The organism is Candidatus Pelagibacter sp. (genome assembly GCF_052049775.1).
In the GTDB taxonomy this organism is placed as follows: domain Bacteria; phylum Pseudomonadota; class Alphaproteobacteria; order Pelagibacterales; family Pelagibacteraceae; genus Pelagibacter.
Genome location: NZ_JBNGZH010000008.1, coordinates 90,606 through 109,451, shown reverse-complemented (window position 1 = coordinate 109,451; position 18,846 = coordinate 90,606). Strand labels below are relative to the sequence as shown.

Annotated in this window: 18 protein-coding genes; 6 read left to right on the top strand and 12 right to left on the bottom strand. The window is 28.5% G+C overall.

Annotation, left to right across the window (positions count from 1 at the left end; translation table 11 throughout):
- Positions 1–212: 212 nt before the first annotated feature.
- Positions 213–926, top strand: coding sequence for a 2,3-bisphosphoglycerate-dependent phosphoglycerate mutase (locus ACTT83_RS02170; RefSeq protein ID WP_440918551.1), 714 nt, complete (start codon positions 213–215; stop codon positions 924–926).
- On the opposite strand, the gene ACTT83_RS02165 is transcribed toward ACTT83_RS02170, so the two are convergent.
- The 7 genes from ACTT83_RS02165 to polA are packed head-to-tail and all read right to left on the bottom strand — an operon-like array spanning position 904 to position 9,375.
- Entirely contained in the window at positions 904–1,593 is a 690-nt protein-coding gene (locus tag ACTT83_RS02165) for a sugar phosphate nucleotidyltransferase (protein WP_440918550.1), read from the bottom strand. The genes ACTT83_RS02170 and ACTT83_RS02165 overlap by 23 nt on opposite strands.
- Positions 1,590–2,528 carry a phosphotransferase gene (locus ACTT83_RS02160; protein ID WP_440918549.1) on the bottom strand — a complete coding sequence of 313 codons (939 nt, stop codon included), beginning with the start codon at positions 2,526–2,528 and terminating at the stop codon, positions 1,590–1,592. Before ACTT83_RS02160 ends, ACTT83_RS02165 begins: the two co-directional genes overlap by 4 nt.
- A gap of 13 nt (positions 2,529–2,541) precedes the next feature.
- Entirely contained in the window at positions 2,542–2,991 is a 450-nt protein-coding gene (tsaE, locus tag ACTT83_RS02155) for a tRNA (adenosine(37)-N6)-threonylcarbamoyltransferase complex ATPase subunit type 1 TsaE (RefSeq protein ID WP_440918548.1), read from the bottom strand.
- Complete coding sequence (ahcY, locus tag ACTT83_RS02150; RefSeq protein WP_440917751.1) at positions 2,975–4,261, bottom strand: adenosylhomocysteinase; 1,287 nt, start codon at positions 4,259–4,261, stop codon at positions 2,975–2,977. Before ahcY ends, tsaE begins: the two co-directional genes overlap by 17 nt.
- Positions 4,262–4,306: 45 nt before the next feature.
- A complete protein-coding gene (locus ACTT83_RS02145; protein ID WP_440918547.1) occupies positions 4,307–5,848 on the bottom strand; it encodes an ATP-binding protein in 1,542 nt (513 codons plus the stop codon).
- On the bottom strand, positions 5,848–6,555 hold the full coding sequence (locus ACTT83_RS02140; RefSeq protein WP_440916752.1) for a response regulator transcription factor: 708 nt from the start codon (positions 6,553–6,555) through the stop codon (positions 5,848–5,850). The genes ACTT83_RS02145 and ACTT83_RS02140 overlap by 1 nt, the downstream gene beginning before the upstream one ends.
- 45 nt (positions 6,556–6,600) lie before the next feature.
- The gene (gene polA / locus ACTT83_RS02135; RefSeq protein WP_440918546.1) at positions 6,601–9,375 is read right to left on the bottom strand and encodes a DNA polymerase I; all 2,775 of its coding nucleotides are present in this window, start codon (positions 9,373–9,375) and stop codon (positions 6,601–6,603) included.
- Between the two features lie 46 nt (positions 9,376–9,421).
- Between polA and ACTT83_RS02130 the strand changes: the two genes are divergently transcribed.
- A complete protein-coding gene (locus tag ACTT83_RS02130; protein ID WP_440918545.1) occupies positions 9,422–9,973 on the top strand; it encodes a biotin transporter BioY in 552 nt (183 codons plus the stop codon).
- Here ACTT83_RS02130 and ACTT83_RS02125 read toward each other — a convergent pair.
- Entirely contained in the window at positions 9,966–10,529 is a 564-nt protein-coding gene (locus ACTT83_RS02125) for an ActR/PrrA/RegA family redox response regulator transcription factor (RefSeq protein ID WP_440918574.1), read from the bottom strand. The genes ACTT83_RS02130 and ACTT83_RS02125 overlap by 8 nt on opposite strands.
- Before the next feature lie 148 nt (positions 10,530–10,677).
- Here ACTT83_RS02125 and ACTT83_RS02120 point away from each other — a divergent pair, with 148 nt between their 5' ends.
- The 3 genes from ACTT83_RS02120 to speB are packed head-to-tail and all read left to right on the top strand — an operon-like array spanning position 10,678 to position 13,785.
- Positions 10,678–11,862 (top strand): type III PLP-dependent enzyme, encoded by a 1,185-nt coding sequence (locus tag ACTT83_RS02120; protein ID WP_440918544.1) that lies wholly within the window; start codon positions 10,678–10,680, stop codon positions 11,860–11,862.
- Positions 11,862–12,905, top strand: a complete 1,044-nt coding sequence (locus ACTT83_RS02115) for a 1,9-bis(guanidino)-5-aza-nonane synthase (protein ID WP_440918543.1) — start codon at positions 11,862–11,864, stop codon at positions 12,903–12,905. The genes ACTT83_RS02120 and ACTT83_RS02115 overlap by 1 nt, the downstream gene beginning before the upstream one ends.
- A gap of 4 nt (positions 12,906–12,909) precedes the next feature.
- A complete protein-coding gene (gene speB, locus ACTT83_RS02110; protein ID WP_440918573.1) occupies positions 12,910–13,785 on the top strand; it encodes an agmatinase in 876 nt (291 codons plus the stop codon).
- A gap of 2 nt (positions 13,786–13,787) precedes the next feature.
- On the opposite strand, the gene ACTT83_RS02105 is transcribed toward speB, so the two are convergent.
- The 4 genes from ACTT83_RS02105 to ACTT83_RS02090 are packed head-to-tail and all read right to left on the bottom strand — an operon-like array spanning position 13,788 to position 17,317.
- Positions 13,788–14,336, bottom strand: coding sequence for a queuosine precursor transporter (locus tag ACTT83_RS02105; RefSeq protein ID WP_440918542.1), 549 nt, complete (start codon positions 14,334–14,336; stop codon positions 13,788–13,790).
- On the bottom strand, positions 14,336–14,650 hold the full coding sequence (gene rpmB / locus ACTT83_RS02100) for a 50S ribosomal protein L28 (RefSeq protein WP_440918541.1): 315 nt from the start codon (positions 14,648–14,650) through the stop codon (positions 14,336–14,338). Before rpmB ends, ACTT83_RS02105 begins: the two co-directional genes overlap by 1 nt.
- A 52-nt stretch (positions 14,651–14,702) precedes the next feature.
- Entirely contained in the window at positions 14,703–15,755 is a 1,053-nt protein-coding gene (locus tag ACTT83_RS02095) for a quinone-dependent dihydroorotate dehydrogenase (RefSeq protein WP_440918540.1), read from the bottom strand.
- Positions 15,755–17,317: a lysine--tRNA ligase gene (locus tag ACTT83_RS02090; RefSeq protein WP_440918539.1), complete on the bottom strand. Its 1,563-nt coding sequence runs from the start codon at positions 17,315–17,317 to the stop codon at positions 15,755–15,757. Before ACTT83_RS02090 ends, ACTT83_RS02095 begins: the two co-directional genes overlap by 1 nt.
- A gap of 87 nt (positions 17,318–17,404) precedes the next feature.
- Between ACTT83_RS02090 and ACTT83_RS02085 the strand changes: the two genes are divergently transcribed.
- Positions 17,405–18,844: a TrkH family potassium uptake protein gene (locus ACTT83_RS02085; RefSeq protein WP_440916740.1), complete on the top strand. Its 1,440-nt coding sequence runs from the start codon at positions 17,405–17,407 to the stop codon at positions 18,842–18,844.
- Positions 18,845–18,846: the final 2 nt, after the last annotated feature.

Here is an 18,846-nt window from a genome sequence, read left to right as displayed (position 1 = left end):
AAGTGGTTAGAGGATATTTGGAGAAAATCTGATGTAATTTGTGGTTGAACTTTACAATTATCAAAAAAAACACATCCCAATAAACTCCCAGGGAATAAATATAAGATTATTAATAATAAATTAATTACATAAAAAAATATTTTAAATTTTGAAAAAAAATTTATCATTTAATTTGATAGTTTTATTTATAAATTTAATTTAAACATAATTATATGAGTTTTTTAATATTAGTGAGGCATGGACAAAGTACTTGGAATCTAGAGAAAAAATTTACTGGTTGGGTTGATGTTGATTTGACCGAAAAAGGTATATTAGAGGCAAAAAAAGCAGGATTTTTATTGAAAAACAAAAACATCAAAATTGATTTTTATTACACTTCTCTTCAAGTAAGAGCAAATAATACTCTTAAAATAATTCAACAAGAATTAGATGATAAAAAAAATTTTACTAAAGCTTGGCAATTGAATGAGAGACATTACGGAGCACTAACTGGTTTGAATAAAATTGAAATGAGTAAAAAAATTGGCGAGGATAAAATTTATGAGTTTAGAAGATCATGGGATCTAAGACCAGATCCACTAAAAAAGGAAAGTCCATATCATCCACTTAATATTGATACTTATAAACAAATTCCGAGAGAATTATTACCTGACACTGAGTCTTTAAAAGACACTTATGAAAGAGTTATAAATTTTTTTGAAGAACACGTGAAAGAAAATCTAAAAAATAATAATGTTTTAATATCTGCACACGGAAACTCTATAAGGGCTCTATGTAAGAATTTATTTAATTTAGATAATAAACAAATTTCTAATTTAGAAATACCTACTGGAAACCCTATGTTAATAGAATTTAGAGAAAATTTTGCAATAGCGAAATGTGAATATCTTGATAAGGAAAGAGCTAAAGATCTTTTAGTTTTTTGAAGACATCTAAATTTGTTAAATGATAAAATTTTTTTTTGCTTTGAAAACCATTTAATTTATTTTCATTTCGTAAATTATCCCATATTTTTGTAATAGAAAAATTTGAGACTCTATATTCTTTAAATAAACTTTTGTTCAGAATTTGACAACCAATATATATCAAATCGTTTTTTTCATTTTTTTTTATCAAATTATTTTCCAATGTGAAATCACCTAAAAAATTTTTATCAAAACTCAATTCTTTATTTGATAGCAGGAGAACATTATTTAGTTTATTAGAAAAATAAAAATTTTGCATTTGAGTGATTTCATGAAGATAATCTTTGTGCCATAAAGTATCAGGGTTAAAAATTATAAAATCGTTATCATCTGAATAATTGATCAAATTTAATATTCCTCCACCTGTATTAAGTATCTCATTTTCCTCTTTGATTATTTGAATATTTATTGGAAACTTTTTATTTTCAATAAATTTTGAGATTTGATCACCTAAATGAAATGTGTTGATAAAAATTTTTTGAACACCCAATTTCAAAGTTAAATTTATGCAGACTTCTAACATTGATTTATCATTTAATTTCAAAAGAGGTTTGGGTGTCTTTAAAGTAAGTGGATTTAACCTCGATCCGAACCCTGCGCATAATATCAAAGCTGTTTTTATTCTCATTTAATCTTTTTAAAATTTTGACTTAATAAATTTTTCAAATCAATGAATGTCTGATTTTGATCAATTCGCATATTAATCAGTTGCCATGTATAAGGAATAAATCTTAAGTAATTTTTTTTTCTATCCCTGAGTGCTAGGCGGGTAAATATTCCAATAATTTTAAGATTTCTTAAAACTGATAATATTTCAAAATCATTCTTAAATTTTTTAATATCTAAGTTTTTTTGTTTTTTTGTATAAAACTTAAAAATTTTCTCCTTAAAAGAGTAAGAAGTTTTTAGTCTCACATCATCAATTAAAGAAGCTAAATCGTAAGCTTTGTTACCAATTAATGCGTCCTGACTATCAATAAGACCTATTTGGTTTTTAACTGACATTAAATTTGAAACATGAAAATCTCTGTGAACGAAAATATTATCTTTTAATTTTAATTTCAAAGTTAATTCTTTAATAATCTTTTTAAACTTTTTACAAAATCTTTTTTTCCTCAATTTTGATAAATTATTTTTTGCATACCAATCACAAAATAAATTTGCTTCATTTATTAAAATCTTTTTATCATATTTTGGAATTATATAATTTTGATTTTTAAAATTTTTTACTTTTCTATGTTTGATAGATTGTATTTGTATTAACAATTCAATTATTCGATTAAAATAGCTTAGTTTATTTTTACCCTTTTTTTTTAATGTTTTGAAAACAGTTTCATTTCCAAAATCTTCTATTTCAATGAAATTTTTATCATATCTCTGGGTATGTAATCGTGGTGCTAAAATTTTGTTCTTATTTAAAATTTTATTTATTGCATCGTATACAAGTAAATTTTTAAATTTTTCTTTTTTGGCATAAACAACGATAGAGGATTTACCATTTACTTTTTTTCTAAAAAAACTTCTAAAAGATGCATCCCCCTTTATTTTTATCAATTTTGGCATTCAGGAATAGAAGCTATAAACCTTTAATTTGCACAGATCTAGTTTTGTGATCTTTTCCATACTCAAAAACTAATTCTATCAAATTTTTTGGTTTTTCTTTAATTATTTGTGGCCATTCTACTAAAGTAATTATGTTTTTATTATCCTCAAATAAATCTAAATTTTTAATTTCCTCAGTAGATTTTAATCTAAATAGATCATAATGATTTATCTTTAAATTATTTATTTGATACTCATTTAACAAATTAAAAGTGGGACTCGTAACTTCTGTTATCTCCAATTTATTAAGTTTTTGAAATTGATTAATAAGATATCTAATAAAAGTAGTTTTTCCTACTCCGATTTCACCATATAAAAAAATAAAGCATCCAGGCTTGATTTTTTTTATAAATTTACTGGCGAGTTCCTCTGTTTCTTTTTCTGAAGATAGATCTATTTTATCACTTTTAATAGCGGTAGGCATTAGGTTTAAAAGGACCTTCGACTCCGACACTTATATAGTCCGCCTGTTCTTTTGATAATTTGGTTAATTTTGCTCCAACTTTCTTAAGATGAAGTGTGGCAACTTTCTCATCTAAATGTTTTGGTAAAACATAAACTTTGTTGTCATAGTTTTTATGATTATTCCAAAGCTCTATCTGGGCAATCACTTGGTTAGTAAACGATGCGCTCATTACAAAACTTGGATGACCTGTGGCACAACCTAAATTAACTAATCTTCCTTCTGCTAATAAAATAATCCTTTTTTTACTTGGTAATTCTATTTCGTGAACTTGAGGTTTTACTTCAGTCCATTTATAATTTTTCAAAGCTTCAACTTGAATTTCGTTATCAAAGTGTCCTATGTTACACAAAATTGCTCTATCTTTCATTTCTCTCATATGATCAGCTGTAACAATATCTTTATTACCAGTTGCTGTAACGACGATGTCAGCTTTGCTAATTGCCTCTTCCATCAAAACCACTTCGTAACCCTCCATTGCTGCTTGTAATGCACAAATTGGATCAGCTTCTGTAACTAATACTCTAGCACCACTTTGTCTTAAAGATGCAGCACTTCCTTTACCAACATCTCCAAATCCAGCAACTATAGCAATTTTTCCAGACATCATAACATCTGTAGCTCTTCTTATGCCATCAACTAAACTCTCTCTACATCCATAGAGATTGTCAAATTTAGATTTGGTAACAGAATCATTTACATTTATTGCAGGCACTAACAAAGTTTTATCTTTTTCCATTTTATTAAGAGCTTTAATGCCTGTTGTTGTCTCCTCTGAAACACCTTTCACATTTTTAAGTAATTCTTTATACTCTTGATGCATCATTGCAGTGAGGTCTCCTCCATCATCTAAAAGCATGTTAGGCGCCCAATCTTTTTTACCCTCAATAGTTTGTTTAATACACCAAATATATTCCTCTTCGGTTTCTCCCTTCCAAGCATATACTGGTATCCCAGCTTTGGCGATTGCAGCCGCTGCATGATCTTGAGTTGAAAAAATGTTACATGATGACCATCTTACCTCCGCACCTAAAGCAACAAGTGTTTCAATTAAAACAGCTGTTTGAATAGTCATGTGCAGACATCCAATAATTTTCGCTCCTTTTAGCGGTGACTTTCCAGAATATTCTTCTCTTAAAGCCATTAAGCCAGGCATTTCACTCTCTGCTATTGAAATTTCTTTTCTTCCAAACTCAGCTTGGGTCAAATCTTTAACTTTGAAATCTTCCATGGTGCGTCTTCTAACAATAAAGAATTAATTAATCAATAGAACTCTTTAAGCATTTGGAAATATAATTTCCATACTTGCTCCTTTTTTGTCTAATCTGTTAGATGCTCTTATTGTAGCATTATGTAAATCGACTAAATTTTTAACTATATTTAAACCAAGTCCTGAATGTTGTCCAAATTTATCAGGTCTATTACTATAAAATCTTTTAAATATTTTATTGGTATCTTTTTCTTTAAATCCTTGTCCTTCATCTAAAATATTGATTGAAACTTTGTCATTGTCTAATTTTGAAACCTTAACAATTACATCTTTATTATCACCACTAAAAGATATTGCGTTATCCAAAAGATTAGCAACTATTTGTTCAATCCTATTTTCTATTCCATTTATAAAATATTTGTTTTTTCCATCGTTCGAATAAGAAATATTTATTCCTCTTTTTAATTTATAAATATTATTAAAATCATCTACGACTGATTTAATAATTGGCTCGATATCAAGTTTTTTAATTTTTTCTTTACTTAACGCAACTTCATCTTTTAGCATTTGTGAATAATCTGTAATTAATCTTTCAATTCTTTGAACATCATGACTCAAAATATCAATTAATTTAATCCTTTGCTCAACATCAGTCGAATCATGTAAAATTTCAGACGCACTCTTGAGAGAAGCTAGTGGATTTCTTATTTCATGAACTAAATCTGTTGAAAAATTTTCAGCATGTGAAATCCTTTTAGTTAATTCATTTGTCATATCATCTAGTGATTTTGAGAGTAATCCTAGTTCATCATTTCTTTTTTTTAAAATATCAAGATTGGTAACTTTCGGATCTTTATTTCTGATTGTTTCAGTGTACGTTACTAAATTTTTAATTGGTTTTAAGAAATATCTATTTAAAACAAAGGAGAAAATTAATATTACTAAACCAATAGCTAAAGCTGTTCTAATTACAAAAGTCTTTCTTTCATCTATAGCTGCTTTAACATCATTTGCATTTTCTGTAATAGCTAAATAACCAATGTTTTGACCTTTTTGCATTACATTTTTAATTGTTGTCAGCTTAAATTTATTGAACTCTTCTTGGGTAAAAGTAAAAGGTGTTCCAAAATTTTTAGAAGATGCGTAATTTAAAAGCACATCATTAAGAGAAACAACGTTATTATTTCCAACATCAATATTTTTTTTCTCAGTGATTTCTTTAGTTTTTTTTTCAGTTAACACTTCAAATTCAACAATATCTAATCTTTGTGAAAATGATCTTGGATCAAGATCTAAGGTATCTGTATCACCAATTAAGTTAAGTTGATTATCAAAAAATATCACTCTATCTAAATTTTGAAAGAGAAATCTTGTGGAAAAAAGAAATTTCCTGATGTCATCTTCTACAAATTCGACATTTAATCTTTTCAAATTATCAATTGTATTATTAATCACTTCAATGTGATTTGACGATTTTTTTTTTATCAAATTTGGTTGAACATTTTTTAAGTAAATTAAAAGAAAAATTCCAATAATTGTAAAAAAAATAAAATTAATAAATAAAAATTTTTTTAATATAGATAAGTTTTTAAGAAGGTTGCTTAACATTAGCTAACATTCCACCTATATCCACTTCCGTATCTAGTTTCTATAGCTGAAAATTCGGGGTCAACCTTTTTAAATTTTTTTCTTATTCTTTTTACATGACTATCTATTGTTCTGTCCTCTATATCGGTATCTTCTCTATAAGCTATATCCATCAACTGAGCTCTTTCTTTGATTATACCTGGTCTTTTTGCTAATTCCTTAACTAATAAAAATTCAGTCGTAGTAAGTTTATCTGGTAATTGTTTACCATTCCATTCACACTCTAATTGTGAAGGATCTAGTTTTAACTTACCATGAGATATTATACTTTTGTTTTCCTCTATAATTTCTTTTGAATCTTTCTTTCTAAGTTGCACTCTTATTCTCTCAATCAACACTTTAATTGAAAATCCTCCAGATTTTTTTATGAAATCATCTGCTCCTAACTTCAACCCAAGCAATTCATCAATTTCATCATCTTTAGAGGTCAAAAAAATAACTGGTAATGAAGTTTTTTTTCTTAGCTTTTTAAGTAGTTCTTCTCCATCCATTTTTGGCATTTTAATATCAACGATTGCTAGATCTGGCGGGGTTCTAGTTAAGCCAATTAAAGCGCTTTCACCATCAATATATGTTTGAACTTTAAATCCCTCTTTCTCTAAAGCAATACTCAGACTTGTTAAAATATTTCTATCATCGTCGACAAGGGCAATTGTTTGTTTCTGCATACTCAATTATAAAAATACTAAATTGTTCTAATTTGGGCAATTAAATTAATGAAGTGTACCCCAATTTTCTCCGGTATTTAGATCAACTGTTAAAGGTATGGAAAAAGAATGCTGTTCACTCTTAACAACACTAGACATTTCATCAATTATAATTTTACTGATTCTTTTTGCTTCTTCTTTGGGAGTTTCAAAAATTAACTCATCATGGATTTGCAATAACATTTTTGTTTTTTGATTTTTTTGATCACTTAATTTTTTATTAAGTCTTATCATGGCTAATCTCATTATTTCTGCCGCGGAACCTTGAATTGGAGCATTAATTGCTGCACGCTCTTGGAAATTTCTAATATTATAGTTTTTATCGTTGATATTAATAAAATGTGATCGTCTTCCAAAAATATTATTCACAAATCCACTTTTTCTACAAAACTTTATTGTTCGGTCCATATAAATTTTTATTTCAGGAAATTTCAAAAAATAAGCATTAAGGAATTCCTCAGCTTCATGATTTGTTACATTAATTTGTTTTGCCAATCCATATTGTGAAATTCCATAAATAATTCCAAAATTTATAGCTTTAGCTTTCCTTCTCTGATCTTGATTTACTTTTTTTATATCAACATTAAAAATTTGACTAGCTGTAAGTGAATGAATATCTTCGTTGTTTTTAAAAGCTTTTTTTAATCCTTTCACATCAGCCAAATCAGCTAAAATTCTCATCTCAATTTGGTTATAATCTGCAGAAATTAAAACATGATCTTTTTTAGCTATAAATGCTTTACGGATATCTTTACCATCCTCAGATTTAATCGGAATATTTTGTAAGTTTGGATCGCTTGAAGCTAATCTGCCAGTTGTAGTAGCTGCTAATAAAAAAGAAGTATGTACTCTTTGGGTGTTAGGATTGATATGTTCCGGCAAAGAGTCTGAGTAGGTATTTTTCAATTTAGATACCTGTCTCCAATCCAATACTAATTGGGGAAACTTATGACCTTTAAATGCTAAATCTTCTAAAACCGAAGCGCTTGTTGCAAAACTCCCTTTTTTTGTTTTTTTTAAATCTGCAATTTTAAGATCATTATATAATATTTCCCCAAGTTGTTTTGGTGATGCAATATTAAATTCTTTTTTAGATATCTTAAAAACTTCATTTTGAATTTTAACAATCTTTTTTTCGAATTTAGCGGATAATGATTTTAAAAATTTATTATCTATTTTAACTCCCTCAATTTCCATAAAAGCAAGAATTTTTAATAAAGGCTTTTCAAATATCTCGTAGATATTTATCATTTTTTCATCTTTCAAACTTTTTTGAAATTTTTTGTATAATCTAAATGTAATATCAGCATCTTCGGCTGCGTAATCTTTGGCTTTTTCAACATCTACTTCACTGAAATTAATCTCCTTTTTTCCTGTGCCAACTAAATCTTTAAAAGATATTGTTTTATGGTTTAAATGAATTTCTGACAATATATCCATATTATGTCTATTTTTTCCTGCATCAAGAACATAGGACATCAGCATAGTATCTTCCATTGAAGTCATATTAATTCCGTGTTTGAAAAAAACTATAAAATCAAATTTTATATTTTGGCCTATTTTTTTGATACTAGGATCCTCAAGTAAAGGTTTTAACTTTTTTAAAACTAAATCTTTTTCGATACATTTGTAAGATTTATGACCGATAGGAATATAACAAGCTTTTCCAATTTTTGAGCTTAATGAAACACCGACTAGATCTGCCTGATGAGGATCTAATGAATTTGTTTCGGTATCTACTGCAACTTCACCTAACTCCTCAGCTTCAGTTATCCACTTGTCGATTTGTTCCAAATTTTCAATTAGATGATATTCTTTTTTATTGATCGCTTTTTGATTTTTTTCAATTTTAACCTCGTTTTTGATACTTGTTAAATTTGGTTCTCCATATGCAGATATAGCTGAACTCAACAATCTATTAAATTCCATCTCCCTCAAAAATTTATAGAGTTTATCTTTATCAATACTTTTTAATTCAAGATCAGTTAGATTTTTATTTACTGGAGCATCACTTTTTAATGTCACTAGTTTTTTACTTATTAAAGCCTTATCTTTATTCTCAATGAGTGTTTCTCTTCTTTTGTTTTGTTTAATTTCATGAGCAGATTTTAAAAGTTTCTCAAGGTCTCCATATTTATTAATTAATTCTGCAGCTGTTTTAACACCAATTCCGGGAACTCCTGGTACATTATCGCTGCTATCACCAGCTAGAGCCTGAACATCAATTACCTTACTTGCGCCTACACCAAATTTATTTTTAATATCTTCTTCTGAAATAAACTTATTTTTCATTGGATCATAAATTCGAACATTTTTTTTATATAATTGCATTAAATCTTTATCTGAAGACACTATTGTTACTTTTGCACCTTCTTTTAAAATCATTTCAACATACGTTGCAATTAAGTCATCAGCTTCATAATTTATCAATTCCAATGAAGGTAAATTAAAAGCTAATACTGATTTTCTGATATAATCAAATTGAGGAGCTAAATCATCAGGTGCTTCAGCTCTATTAGCTTTGTAATCACTATAAATTTCGTTTCTGAAAGTTTTTCTAGCAGAGTCAAATATAACTGCAAAATGTGTTGGTTTTTGTAAATTTTGATTTGATTTTGAATCCTCTAGAAGTTTAAAAAGCATACTGCAAAAACCACTCACTGCACCCGTCGGTAATCCATCGCTTTTTCGCGTTAATGGTGGTAACGCATAATACGCTCTAAAAATGTAACCTGATCCATCAATTAAATAAAAATGATCTGTTTTTTTAATTTTTCCCATTAGAAATTAATATAGATTATAGACAGAAATAAGAGTATTATTTTTTATGGAACTTATAAAGCAAAATACACAAGCCCAAATAATTAAATCAATACTTGTAATTTTTTTAGGTTCTGTGTTACTTGCTGTCTCAGCAAAAATTAAAATTCCTTTCTATCCAGTTCCAATGACAATGCAAACGTTTGTAGTTCTTTTTATTGGAATAAGCTTTGGATATAAAATAGGTGTTGCGACAATTGGTTTATATTTAATTGAGGGGATTGCAGGTCTGCCAGTGTTTTCAAATTCCCCAGAAAGAGGAATAGGTTTAGCTTATTTTACAGGTCCTACAATGGGCTATCTAATTGGATTTCTTTCAGCTTGTTTTTTAGCTTCTTTTGTAAAATTAAAAGATAATTTTTTAATCATTTTCTCAAAACTTATACTTGCAGTATCAACAATCTATATTTTTGGTATTTTGTGGTTAGGAACACTAATCGGATGGGACAAACCTATATTCGATTTAGGTGTTAAGCCTTTTCTATTAGCTGAAATATTTAAGATAGCTTTACTAGTGCTTATTGCTAAGAAAATTTTAAAATTTAGAAAACTTATTTAGGTGATCTTTTAGATAAAATTCTTTGAAGAGTTCTTCGGTGCATTTTTAGTCTTCTTGCTGTCTCTGAAACATTTCTGTTACACAATTCAAAAACTCTGTGTATATGTTCCCATTTCACTCTATCTGCTGACATTGGATTTTCAGGTGGAGCCGCTTTTTTAGCAGGATCAGCTAAAAGAGCTTTTTCAACATCGTCTGCATCTGCAGGTTTAGCCAAATAATCGATTGCACCCTCTTTTATTGCTGCAACAGCAGTTGGAATATTTCCATATCCTGTTAACATTATTATTCTACTTTCAGGATTAGAGGTTTGTATTTGTTTTACAACTTCCAAACCATTACCATCACCCAATCTCAAATCAACAACAGCGAATCCTGGTTTTTTTGCTTTGACTGTATCAATCCCTTTTTGCACACCTTCAGCTTGAATAACTTCAAAACCCTTTTTTTCCATTGCCCTAGCCAATCTTTCTCTAAAGGGATTGTCATCATCAACAATTAATAGTGATTTATTGTTGAAATCAGCTAAATTTTGCAAGGAGCTTTCATTTTTCATAAGTCCAATATGGGAATTTTTTTCCACAATTCAATAGGTCATTATTTGCTTTACATTAGGTAAGTATTGAATTAATTGCTCGATTTATTAAAGTTTTTTTAAATAAAAAGGCTTTTTTTTGTTAAATTTTTTTTGGGGGGCATGAAAAATGCAAAAATTTAAGTCGGTTGAAGAACTAGTTAATCAACTGAGACCAGACAAACCGGTTTATTGTATTAGAAAGAAATCAATTCTTTCAGCTTCCAAATTTTTTCAAAAAAACTTCCCAGGTAAAATTCTATATGCTGTTAAAACAAATCCTCATCCTGAAGTAATTAAAGCTTTATTAAAAAGCGGCATTAATCAATTTGATGTTGCCTCAGTGGAAGAGATAAAAGCAGTCAGAAAATTTGATCAAGTATCTAAGTGTTCTTTCATGCACACAATTAAAAGTAGAGAAGATATAAGTGAAGCATACTTCAAATATGGAGTCAAAACATTTGCACTTGATACTAAAGATGAATTGATAAAAATTATTGAGAGCACCAGCAATGCAAAAGATTTAGAATTATTTGTAAGGGTAGCTGTATCAAATGAACATGCTGAAATTGACTTATCAAAAAAATTCGGTGCTATAAATTCAGAGGCGGCAGGACTTTTAAGATTAGTAAAACAACATTCAAAAAAGATTGGATTAAGTTTTCATGTAGGATCGCAATGTATGCATCCAATTTCATACTCAAAAGGAATTTCCGAAATTGCAAATATAATAAAGAAAACGAAAATTGTTCCTGATTATTTGAATATAGGAGGTGGCTTTCCAACTATCTATCCAGATTTAATTCCACCTTCTTTAGAGGGTTATTTTGATGAAATTAAGAAAGGTTTAGAAAATTTAAAGATTGAAAAATTACCAGAAATAATTTGTGAACCAGGTAGAGCCTTAGTTGCTGAAAGTGGCTCAACTATAGTTCGGGTTAACTTAAGAAAAAAACAAAAACTTTATATAAATGATGGAACTTATGGAACACTTTTTGATGCAGGAACACCAAATATTGTGTTTCCATCTAAAATGATAAAAGATAATTCAAACAGAATTATTTCAAAAAAATTAACTGCATTTGATTTTTATGGACCAACATGCGACAGCATGGATTACATGAAAGGTCCTTTCCTTTTACCTAATAATATTAAAGAAAATGATTATATAGAACTTGGTCAATTAGGTTCATATGGCCTTACCTTTAGAACACAGTTTAATGGTTTCTATTCTGATAAGATTTATGAAGTTGAAGATAATGCTATAATGAGCCTCTATAACAAAGACAGCAACAAAGATACTTTAGTTGCTTAATGTCAAAAAATAAAAATCTAGGACATAATAGTAAAAAAGACTTTCTTAAAAATCCAGTTGAACATATAGATATTACATCTTTTGACTCTAGAAAAATTATTTCATCAATGGAGAAAATGTCATTTGTATCGAGAGAAACTGCAAATGCAGCAAACATCTATAATGAAATGTTAAAAGATAAAGATTGTACAATTTTTCTAACTTTAGCTGGTTCGACCTCAGCAGCTGGTTGTATGAATATTTACAAAGATTTAGTCAAATACAATATGGTAGATGCAATCGTTGCAACCGGTGCTTCGATAATTGATATGGATTTTTTTGAGGCACTAGGATTTAAGCACTATCAAGGCTCTCAATTTCAAGATGATACTGAACTTAGAAAAAATTATATTGATAGAATATACGATACATACATTGATGAAGATGAATTACAAATTTGTGATAAGAAAATTTGTGAAATAGCTGATAACTTAGAGCCTAGAAGCTATACCTCTAGAGAATTTATTCACGAAATGGGAAAATATCTTAAAAAAAACTCAGTAAAGAAAGACTCTTTAATTGAAACTGCTTATGATCACAATGTGCCAATATTCTGTCCTGCTTTTACTGACTCTAGCGCTGGTTTTGGTTTAGTAATTCATCAAGAAAAGAACCCAAAATCTCATATTACAATAGACTCTATAAGAGAATTTCGAGAATTAACTGAAATAAAAATTAAATCAAAAAGTTCTGGATTATTTATGATAGGTGGCGGAGTGCCAAAAAATTTTATTCAGGACACAGTCATATGTGCTGAACTTTTAGGTAAAGATGTTGAAATGCATAAATATGCTTTGCAAATTACTGTAGCAGACTCAAGAGATGGTGCGTGTAGCAGTTCAACTTTAAAAGAGGCAAGTTCATGGGGTAAAGTTGATGTCACTAAAGAACAAATGGTTTTTGCTGAGGCAACAAGTGTATTACCTTTGATTGCAAGTGATGCATATCATAAAGGTGAATGGAAAAATAGAGATAGAAAAAACTTTACAAAAATTTTTGGATAAAACGTTGCAATATCTTTCAAATAAAAAAGGGTTTCTTGGAATAGATAATAAATTCAATTTTAAAGAAAAAGTTGTAATTGTTCCTTTTGGTTTGGAAAAAACTGTGAGTTATGGTGGTGGGACTAAAAATGGCCCAAAAGAGATAATTAAAGCTTCACATCAAGTTGAATTATATGATGAGGAATTAAATTGTGAACCTTACAAAAAAATAGGAATTAAAACTTTAAAACCTTTTAAGATTGATAAAAATATTAAAAAAGCTTTAAAAAAGATAGCTAGTATAAATGAAGAAATTCTTAATAATAAACTTTTTCCAATGACTTTTGGTGGTGAACATTCAATCACACCAGGATGTATTGTTCCATTTGTTAAAAAACATAAAAATATCTGTCTCTTACATTTTGATGCTCATGCAGATTTAAGAGAAAGTTATAATGGTGAAAAATTTTCACACGCATCTGCTATCAGAAGATGTTTAGATTATAAAAACGTTTCAACAGTTTCATTTGGAATTAGAAATATTTCTAAAGAGGAGATACCTTTTTTAAAAAAAAATAAATCTAGAATTAGTATTTTTTGGGCAAAAGATAAGACAAAATGGAATTTAAAAAAATTTAAAAAACTAATTAAAAATAAGACTGTTTATCTAACTTTCGATGTAGATGGATTAGATTCGAGTATCATGCCTGCAACTGGAACACCTGAACCTGGTGGTTTACTATGGGATGAAGTTTTAGATATAATTAAGATCGCAGCCAAAAACTCAAACATCGTTGGCGCTGATATAAATGAGCTCGCACCGATTAAAGGATTTAATTCCTACAATTTTCTAGTAGCAAAGTTGGCTTATAAAATATTATCTTATAAATATTTATATTAAATCTAAACCGGTTTAAGTGTTTTCAGCAGTAGTCTGAAAGGGATTAACATCATTAAAGCAACAAAAATTTTTACACTTAAATCTCCTAAAGACAATGTGATCCAAGGAATGTCTGTTCCATAAAAAGATATTGAAAAAAATATAAACGTATCAATTGTTGAACCTATCAAAGATGACGTTAAAGGTGCAACAAACCATTCTTTTTTTCTCAATTTATCAAAAATTTGAACATCTAAGAGTTGGGCAACTAAAAAGGCAGTACCCGATCCAATTGCAATTCTTATAGATATTAAATCTGTAAAGTTTGTTGAGAATAAAAGCGTAAAGCTAATACCTATAGCAAAACCAATATAAACAATTTTTCTGGCAACTATCTTGCCAAAAGATCTGTTGGCTAAATCTGTGATCAAGAAAGCAATCGGATAGCTAAAAGCTCCATAAGTTAATATTTCTTCTAAACCATAATGTTTTATAGGAAACTGAACTAAATAATTAGATGCCAAAACAACTGCTCCCATTAAAAATGAGAGTATAAAAAAAATTTTATTCATTAAGCTGTCTTAGATTGAACTTGTTTTTTTTGAAATGGAGACTTAATTAATAAACTTTTCTTCATCTTCTTTAATCTTGGAGATAAATTTTTATTTTTTACAGTCTTTAAAAACTCATCAAAACTTCCTTTTTTATCTACAGATCTTACAGCAGCATTACTTACAGTGAGTTTCATACTTCTCTTTAAAAGTTCACTGGTAAATTTTACTTTTTTCAAATTAGGTAAAAATCTTCTCTTTGTCTTATTATTAGCATGACTAACATTATGACCTTTAAGGGGAATTTTGCCGGTAAGTTCACATTTTTTTGACATAATATTTTCGACTATATAAAGTGAGTTGATGATTGCGTCAAGTTTATAAAATTTAAGAAATTGTTTTTTTTCCTATGATTTCACTATAATGTTTTATTCCATCTCTTATCAATAATTCCTTAAGCTCTTTTTTAATAAGGTTTACAATATTTGGTCCTCTGTATACCATACCTGTATAAAGTTGAACATAACTCGCTCCAGCTAAAAACTTATTGTATGCACTTATTCCAGAGTCTACTCCACCAACACCAATAATTTTAATTTTATTACCAAGAGTTTTATAAAATTTATTAATCAGTATTGTAGACTTTTCCTCTATTGGTTTACCTGATAAACCTCCTTTTTGATGCTTTTGAATGTCACTTAATTTGTCTCGAGTAGAATCAGAAGTGTTCGATAAAATAACTGCTTTTATATTATTGCTTAAAAGAACATCGGAAATTTTGGGTATTTCCTGATCTTTAATATCTGGTGAGACTTTTACTACAATTGGAATTTTTGAATTTAGTTTTGTTTTTTCACTATTGATTATATTTAATAAACTATTCAATTTTTCCTGATCATGAAAATTTCTCAACTCTTCAGTGTTGGGAGATGAAATATTAATCGTAATATAGTCTGCAAATTCATGGAAGGTTTTTAAACATTCAACATAATCCTTCAATCTATCATTTGTATCTTTATTAGGACCTATATTAATTCCAAGTAAACCAATTTGTTTATTACTTGAGATCCTATCAACAATGTTTTTTGCACCTAAGTTATTAAAACCCAATCTATTAATTAATGCTTCATCTTCAACTAATCTAAAAACTCTTGGTTTGGGGTTACCATATTGTTTAAGAGGTGTAACTGTGCCCACCTCCACAAAACCAAATCCCAATTTAAATAAAGAATTATAAACTTCAGCATTTTTGTCAAATCCTGCTGCCATCCCAATTGGATTATCTATATCTTTTTCAAATAATTTAGTCTTAAATAAATGGCTATTTTTATTTTTATCCAAAACATTTGGCACAAAATTAAATTTTAGTGACTTTATTGCCAAACCATGGGCTGTCTCTGGATCAAGTTTAAAAATTAGAGATCTTAAATTTGAAAACATTATTTAATTTTATTTATTATAAGATCTTTAGTTTCTTTAACACCAAAAAAACTTATAAAAAAACCCATTCGAGGGCCATTTTCGACTCCAAATACAACTTCATAAATTAATTTAAACCAGTCTCTCAAATTCTCTGAATACCCATTTTCTTTTCCTGTTGAATAAATTAAAGTTTGAATTTCCTCAGGAGACATTTTGTCATTACATTTATTTAAGGTTGATATTAGGGCCTCAAGCGCTTTTTTTTCTATCTGATCAGGTATTTTATATTTTTTTTTGGCTTTTATTACATCATTAAAATATTTAATAGCATAACCAACTAGATTATCAAAAATGGGGTGATCTTTTTCAGAAATATCTTCCTTATATTTTTTTACGAACTTCCATAATAATTCTTTGTTTTCGGCATTACTTGTTTCTACAAGATTTAATAACATAGAAAATGACATAATCATTTTTTCTTTTGGAACAATACCATTATGAACATGCCATACTGGATTCATCAGTAACTGAAGCTCATCTTGAGTTTTAGCCTTTTCAATAAATTCCAAATATTCATCGACAGCCTTTGGAACTATCTCATTATAAAGTTTTTTAGCTCTTTTTGGATTTTGATACATGTATAATGATAAACTTTCTGGTGAGGCGTACTCCAACCATTGCTCAATTGTTATTCCATTCCCTTTTGATTTAGAAATCTTTTCCCCTTTCTCATCCAAAAAGAGTTCATAAGCAAAACCAGATGGGTTTTTTTTTCCAATTAGTTTAACAATTTTAGTGGATAATATTGCACTTTCTATCAAATCTTTTCCGTACATTTCAAAGTCAACATCTAACGCATACCATCTCATGGCCCAATCTACTTTCCACTGAAGTTTACAATGACCATCTAATATGCTTGATTCTAAATCTTTACCTTTATTATCAAACACAATTTTAGACTTAGAATTATCAATTTCTTTAACTGGAATTTCCAAAACATGTCCTGTTTCTGGACAAATAGGAAGAAATGGACAATAAGTTTTTTGACGTTCTTTTCCTAAAGTAGGCATAATGATATCCATTATTCCATCATAATTATCTAAAATAATTTGAAGTGTCGGATTAAAAAAACCTGATTTATACAATTGAGTAGAGCTTTTGAAATTATATTTAAAATTAAAATTATTTAAAAACTTTTTTAATTTCTCATTATTATGTTCACCAAAACTATTATATTTTTCAAAGGGATCTGGTACATCTGTCAAAGGTTTATGAAGGTTTTTTTCTAACAATTCTTTATTGGGTACATTGTCTGGTACTTTTCTAAGACCATCCATATCATCAGAAAAAGTGATAATTTCTGTTGGAAGATCAGTTAATTGTTTTAACGCATTAACCATCATAGAAGTTCTGGCAACTTCTCCAAATGTTCCTATGTGAGGAAGTCCACTTGGGCCATATCCAGTCTGTAGTGTAATTTTACCTTTTTTTTCTAAAAAAGATTTTCTTTCTCTAAGCATTTTTTTTGCTTCAACGATCGGCCAAGAGCTTGTTTTTTCTAAGTTTTCTTTTTTTATCATGAATAATTCAACAAAATCTTTAATTAGCGAACTACTTAATTCTTATAGAGTTGAAATTTATTTACCATAAAATAATGTTCTTTCAAAATGTCGAATTATAAAACAGTTTTTTTTACTCTTGGAATTCTTCAGATAATTCTTGGTATTTTTATGCTTATTCCAATAATTGTTCAATTTATTTATGGTCAAATAGATTCTTCTTTTTTTGGCGCAGCAATTGTTACAATCATTTTTGGAACCTTATTTTTTCTCTCCAATCTAGATCATGAAAAAAAACTTAACTTGCAACAAGCATTCCTTCTAACTGCATTAGCATGGTTAAGTATTGCTATATTTGGTTCATTACCCTTTATATTCTCTAATTTGGAATTTTCAGTCACAAATGCCTTTTTTGAAAGTATGTCAGGTATTACAACAACTGGTTCAACAATCATATCAAATTTAGAAAATATGCCTAAAGGGATATTATTTTGGAGAGCAATACTTCAATGGTTGGGGGGTATTGGTGTCATAGTGATGGCGATTACATTAATGCCCATAATGAATGTCGGGGGAATGCAATTATTCAAAATTTCAAACAATGATTCATCTGAAAAAATTCTTCCAAAATCTAAAGAGGTTGCTCTAAGATTAATTTATATTTATTCTGGATTAACAGCGCTATGTGCAATCACTTACAATATTTTTGGAATGAATATTTTTGATAGTATTACACATTCGATGACAACTATAGCAACTGGTGGATTCTCTAATTATAATCAATCCATTGGTTTTTTTAATAGCTTAGCGATAGAAACTACGGCTATGGTATTTATTATTTTAGGAAGTGTACCATTTATCGTGTACATTAAATTTTTAAATGGCAATAGGTCTATTTTTACATCAGATTCTCAAATCAAAACCTTTATTAAGATAATATTTATATCAATTTTCATTTTATCAATTTATCTTACTTTAAACAATTCAAGTTCATTTGATTTAAGATCAATTTTCTTTAACGTTATTTCTATTCTAACTGGAACCGGTTATGTCAATGCTCAATTTGACAATTGGGGTAGCTTTCCTTTAGTATTATTTTTAGCTTTGATGTTCATAGGTGGCTGTGCTGGTTCAACAACATGTGGCATAAAAATATTTCGTTTTCAAATTCTTTATTCATTTGTAATTAATCAACTAAAAAAAATTATTTACCCTAAAGGTGTTTTTGTATTGAAATACGATAAAAATCCAATTGATGATAAATTCATAGCATCGATCATTTCTTTTATTTACATGTACTTAATAATATTTTTTTTATTGTCTGCGTTATTATCTTTAAATGGACTTGATTTTATAACGGCAATTTCAGGTGCTGCCACCTCTATTTCAAATGTTGGTCCAGGTTTAGGATCAATAATTGGACCTAATGGTAATTTCTCCTCATTACCAGATTTTTCCAAATGGATTTTAACAATCGGTATGATCTTGGGAAGACTGGAGTTATTTGCTATATTAGTGTTATTTTTACCTTCATTCTGGAGGAATTAAAA

What these genes read in the sequence shown, in the direction of transcription:
- ACTT83_RS02120 (WP_440918544.1), top strand. Translation starts at nt 10,678, where the DNA reads ATGCAAAAATTTAAGTCGGTTGAAGAACTAGTTAATCAACTGAGACCA.
- tsaE (WP_440918548.1), bottom strand. Translation starts at nt 2,991, where the DNA reads ATGCCTACCGCTATTAAAAGTGATAAAATAGATCTATCTTCAGAAAAA.
- ACTT83_RS02145 (WP_440918547.1), bottom strand. Translation starts at nt 5,848, where the DNA reads ATGTTAAGCAACCTTCTTAAAAACTTATCTATATTAAAAAAATTTTTA.
- ACTT83_RS02085 (WP_440916740.1), top strand. Translation starts at nt 17,405, where the DNA reads ATGTCGAATTATAAAACAGTTTTTTTTACTCTTGGAATTCTTCAGATA.
- rpmB (WP_440918541.1), bottom strand. Translation starts at nt 14,650, where the DNA reads ATGTCAAAAAAATGTGAACTTACCGGCAAAATTCCCCTTAAAGGTCAT.
- ACTT83_RS02095 (WP_440918540.1), bottom strand. Translation starts at nt 15,755, where the DNA reads ATGTTTTCAAATTTAAGATCTCTAATTTTTAAACTTGATCCAGAGACA.
- ACTT83_RS02125 (WP_440918574.1), bottom strand. Translation starts at nt 10,529, where the DNA reads ATGAAAAATGAAAGCTCCTTGCAAAATTTAGCTGATTTCAACAATAAA.
- polA (WP_440918546.1), bottom strand. Translation starts at nt 9,375, where the DNA reads ATGGGAAAAATTAAAAAAACAGATCATTTTTATTTAATTGATGGATCA.
- ACTT83_RS02160 (WP_440918549.1), bottom strand. Translation starts at nt 2,528, where the DNA reads ATGCCAAAATTGATAAAAATAAAGGGGGATGCATCTTTTAGAAGTTTT.
- ACTT83_RS02130 (WP_440918545.1), top strand. Translation starts at nt 9,422, where the DNA reads ATGGAACTTATAAAGCAAAATACACAAGCCCAAATAATTAAATCAATA.
- ahcY (WP_440917751.1), bottom strand. Translation starts at nt 4,261, where the DNA reads ATGGAAGATTTCAAAGTTAAAGATTTGACCCAAGCTGAGTTTGGAAGA.
- ACTT83_RS02170 (WP_440918551.1), top strand. Translation starts at nt 213, where the DNA reads ATGAGTTTTTTAATATTAGTGAGGCATGGACAAAGTACTTGGAATCTA.
- ACTT83_RS02105 (WP_440918542.1), bottom strand. Translation starts at nt 14,336, where the DNA reads ATGAATAAAATTTTTTTTATACTCTCATTTTTAATGGGAGCAGTTGTT.
- ACTT83_RS02115 (WP_440918543.1), top strand. Translation starts at nt 11,862, where the DNA reads ATGTCAAAAAATAAAAATCTAGGACATAATAGTAAAAAAGACTTTCTT.
- ACTT83_RS02140 (WP_440916752.1), bottom strand. Translation starts at nt 6,555, where the DNA reads ATGCAGAAACAAACAATTGCCCTTGTCGACGATGATAGAAATATTTTA.
- ACTT83_RS02165 (WP_440918550.1), bottom strand. Translation starts at nt 1,593, where the DNA reads ATGAGAATAAAAACAGCTTTGATATTATGCGCAGGGTTCGGATCGAGG.
- ACTT83_RS02090 (WP_440918539.1), bottom strand. Translation starts at nt 17,317, where the DNA reads ATGATAAAAAAAGAAAACTTAGAAAAAACAAGCTCTTGGCCGATCGTT.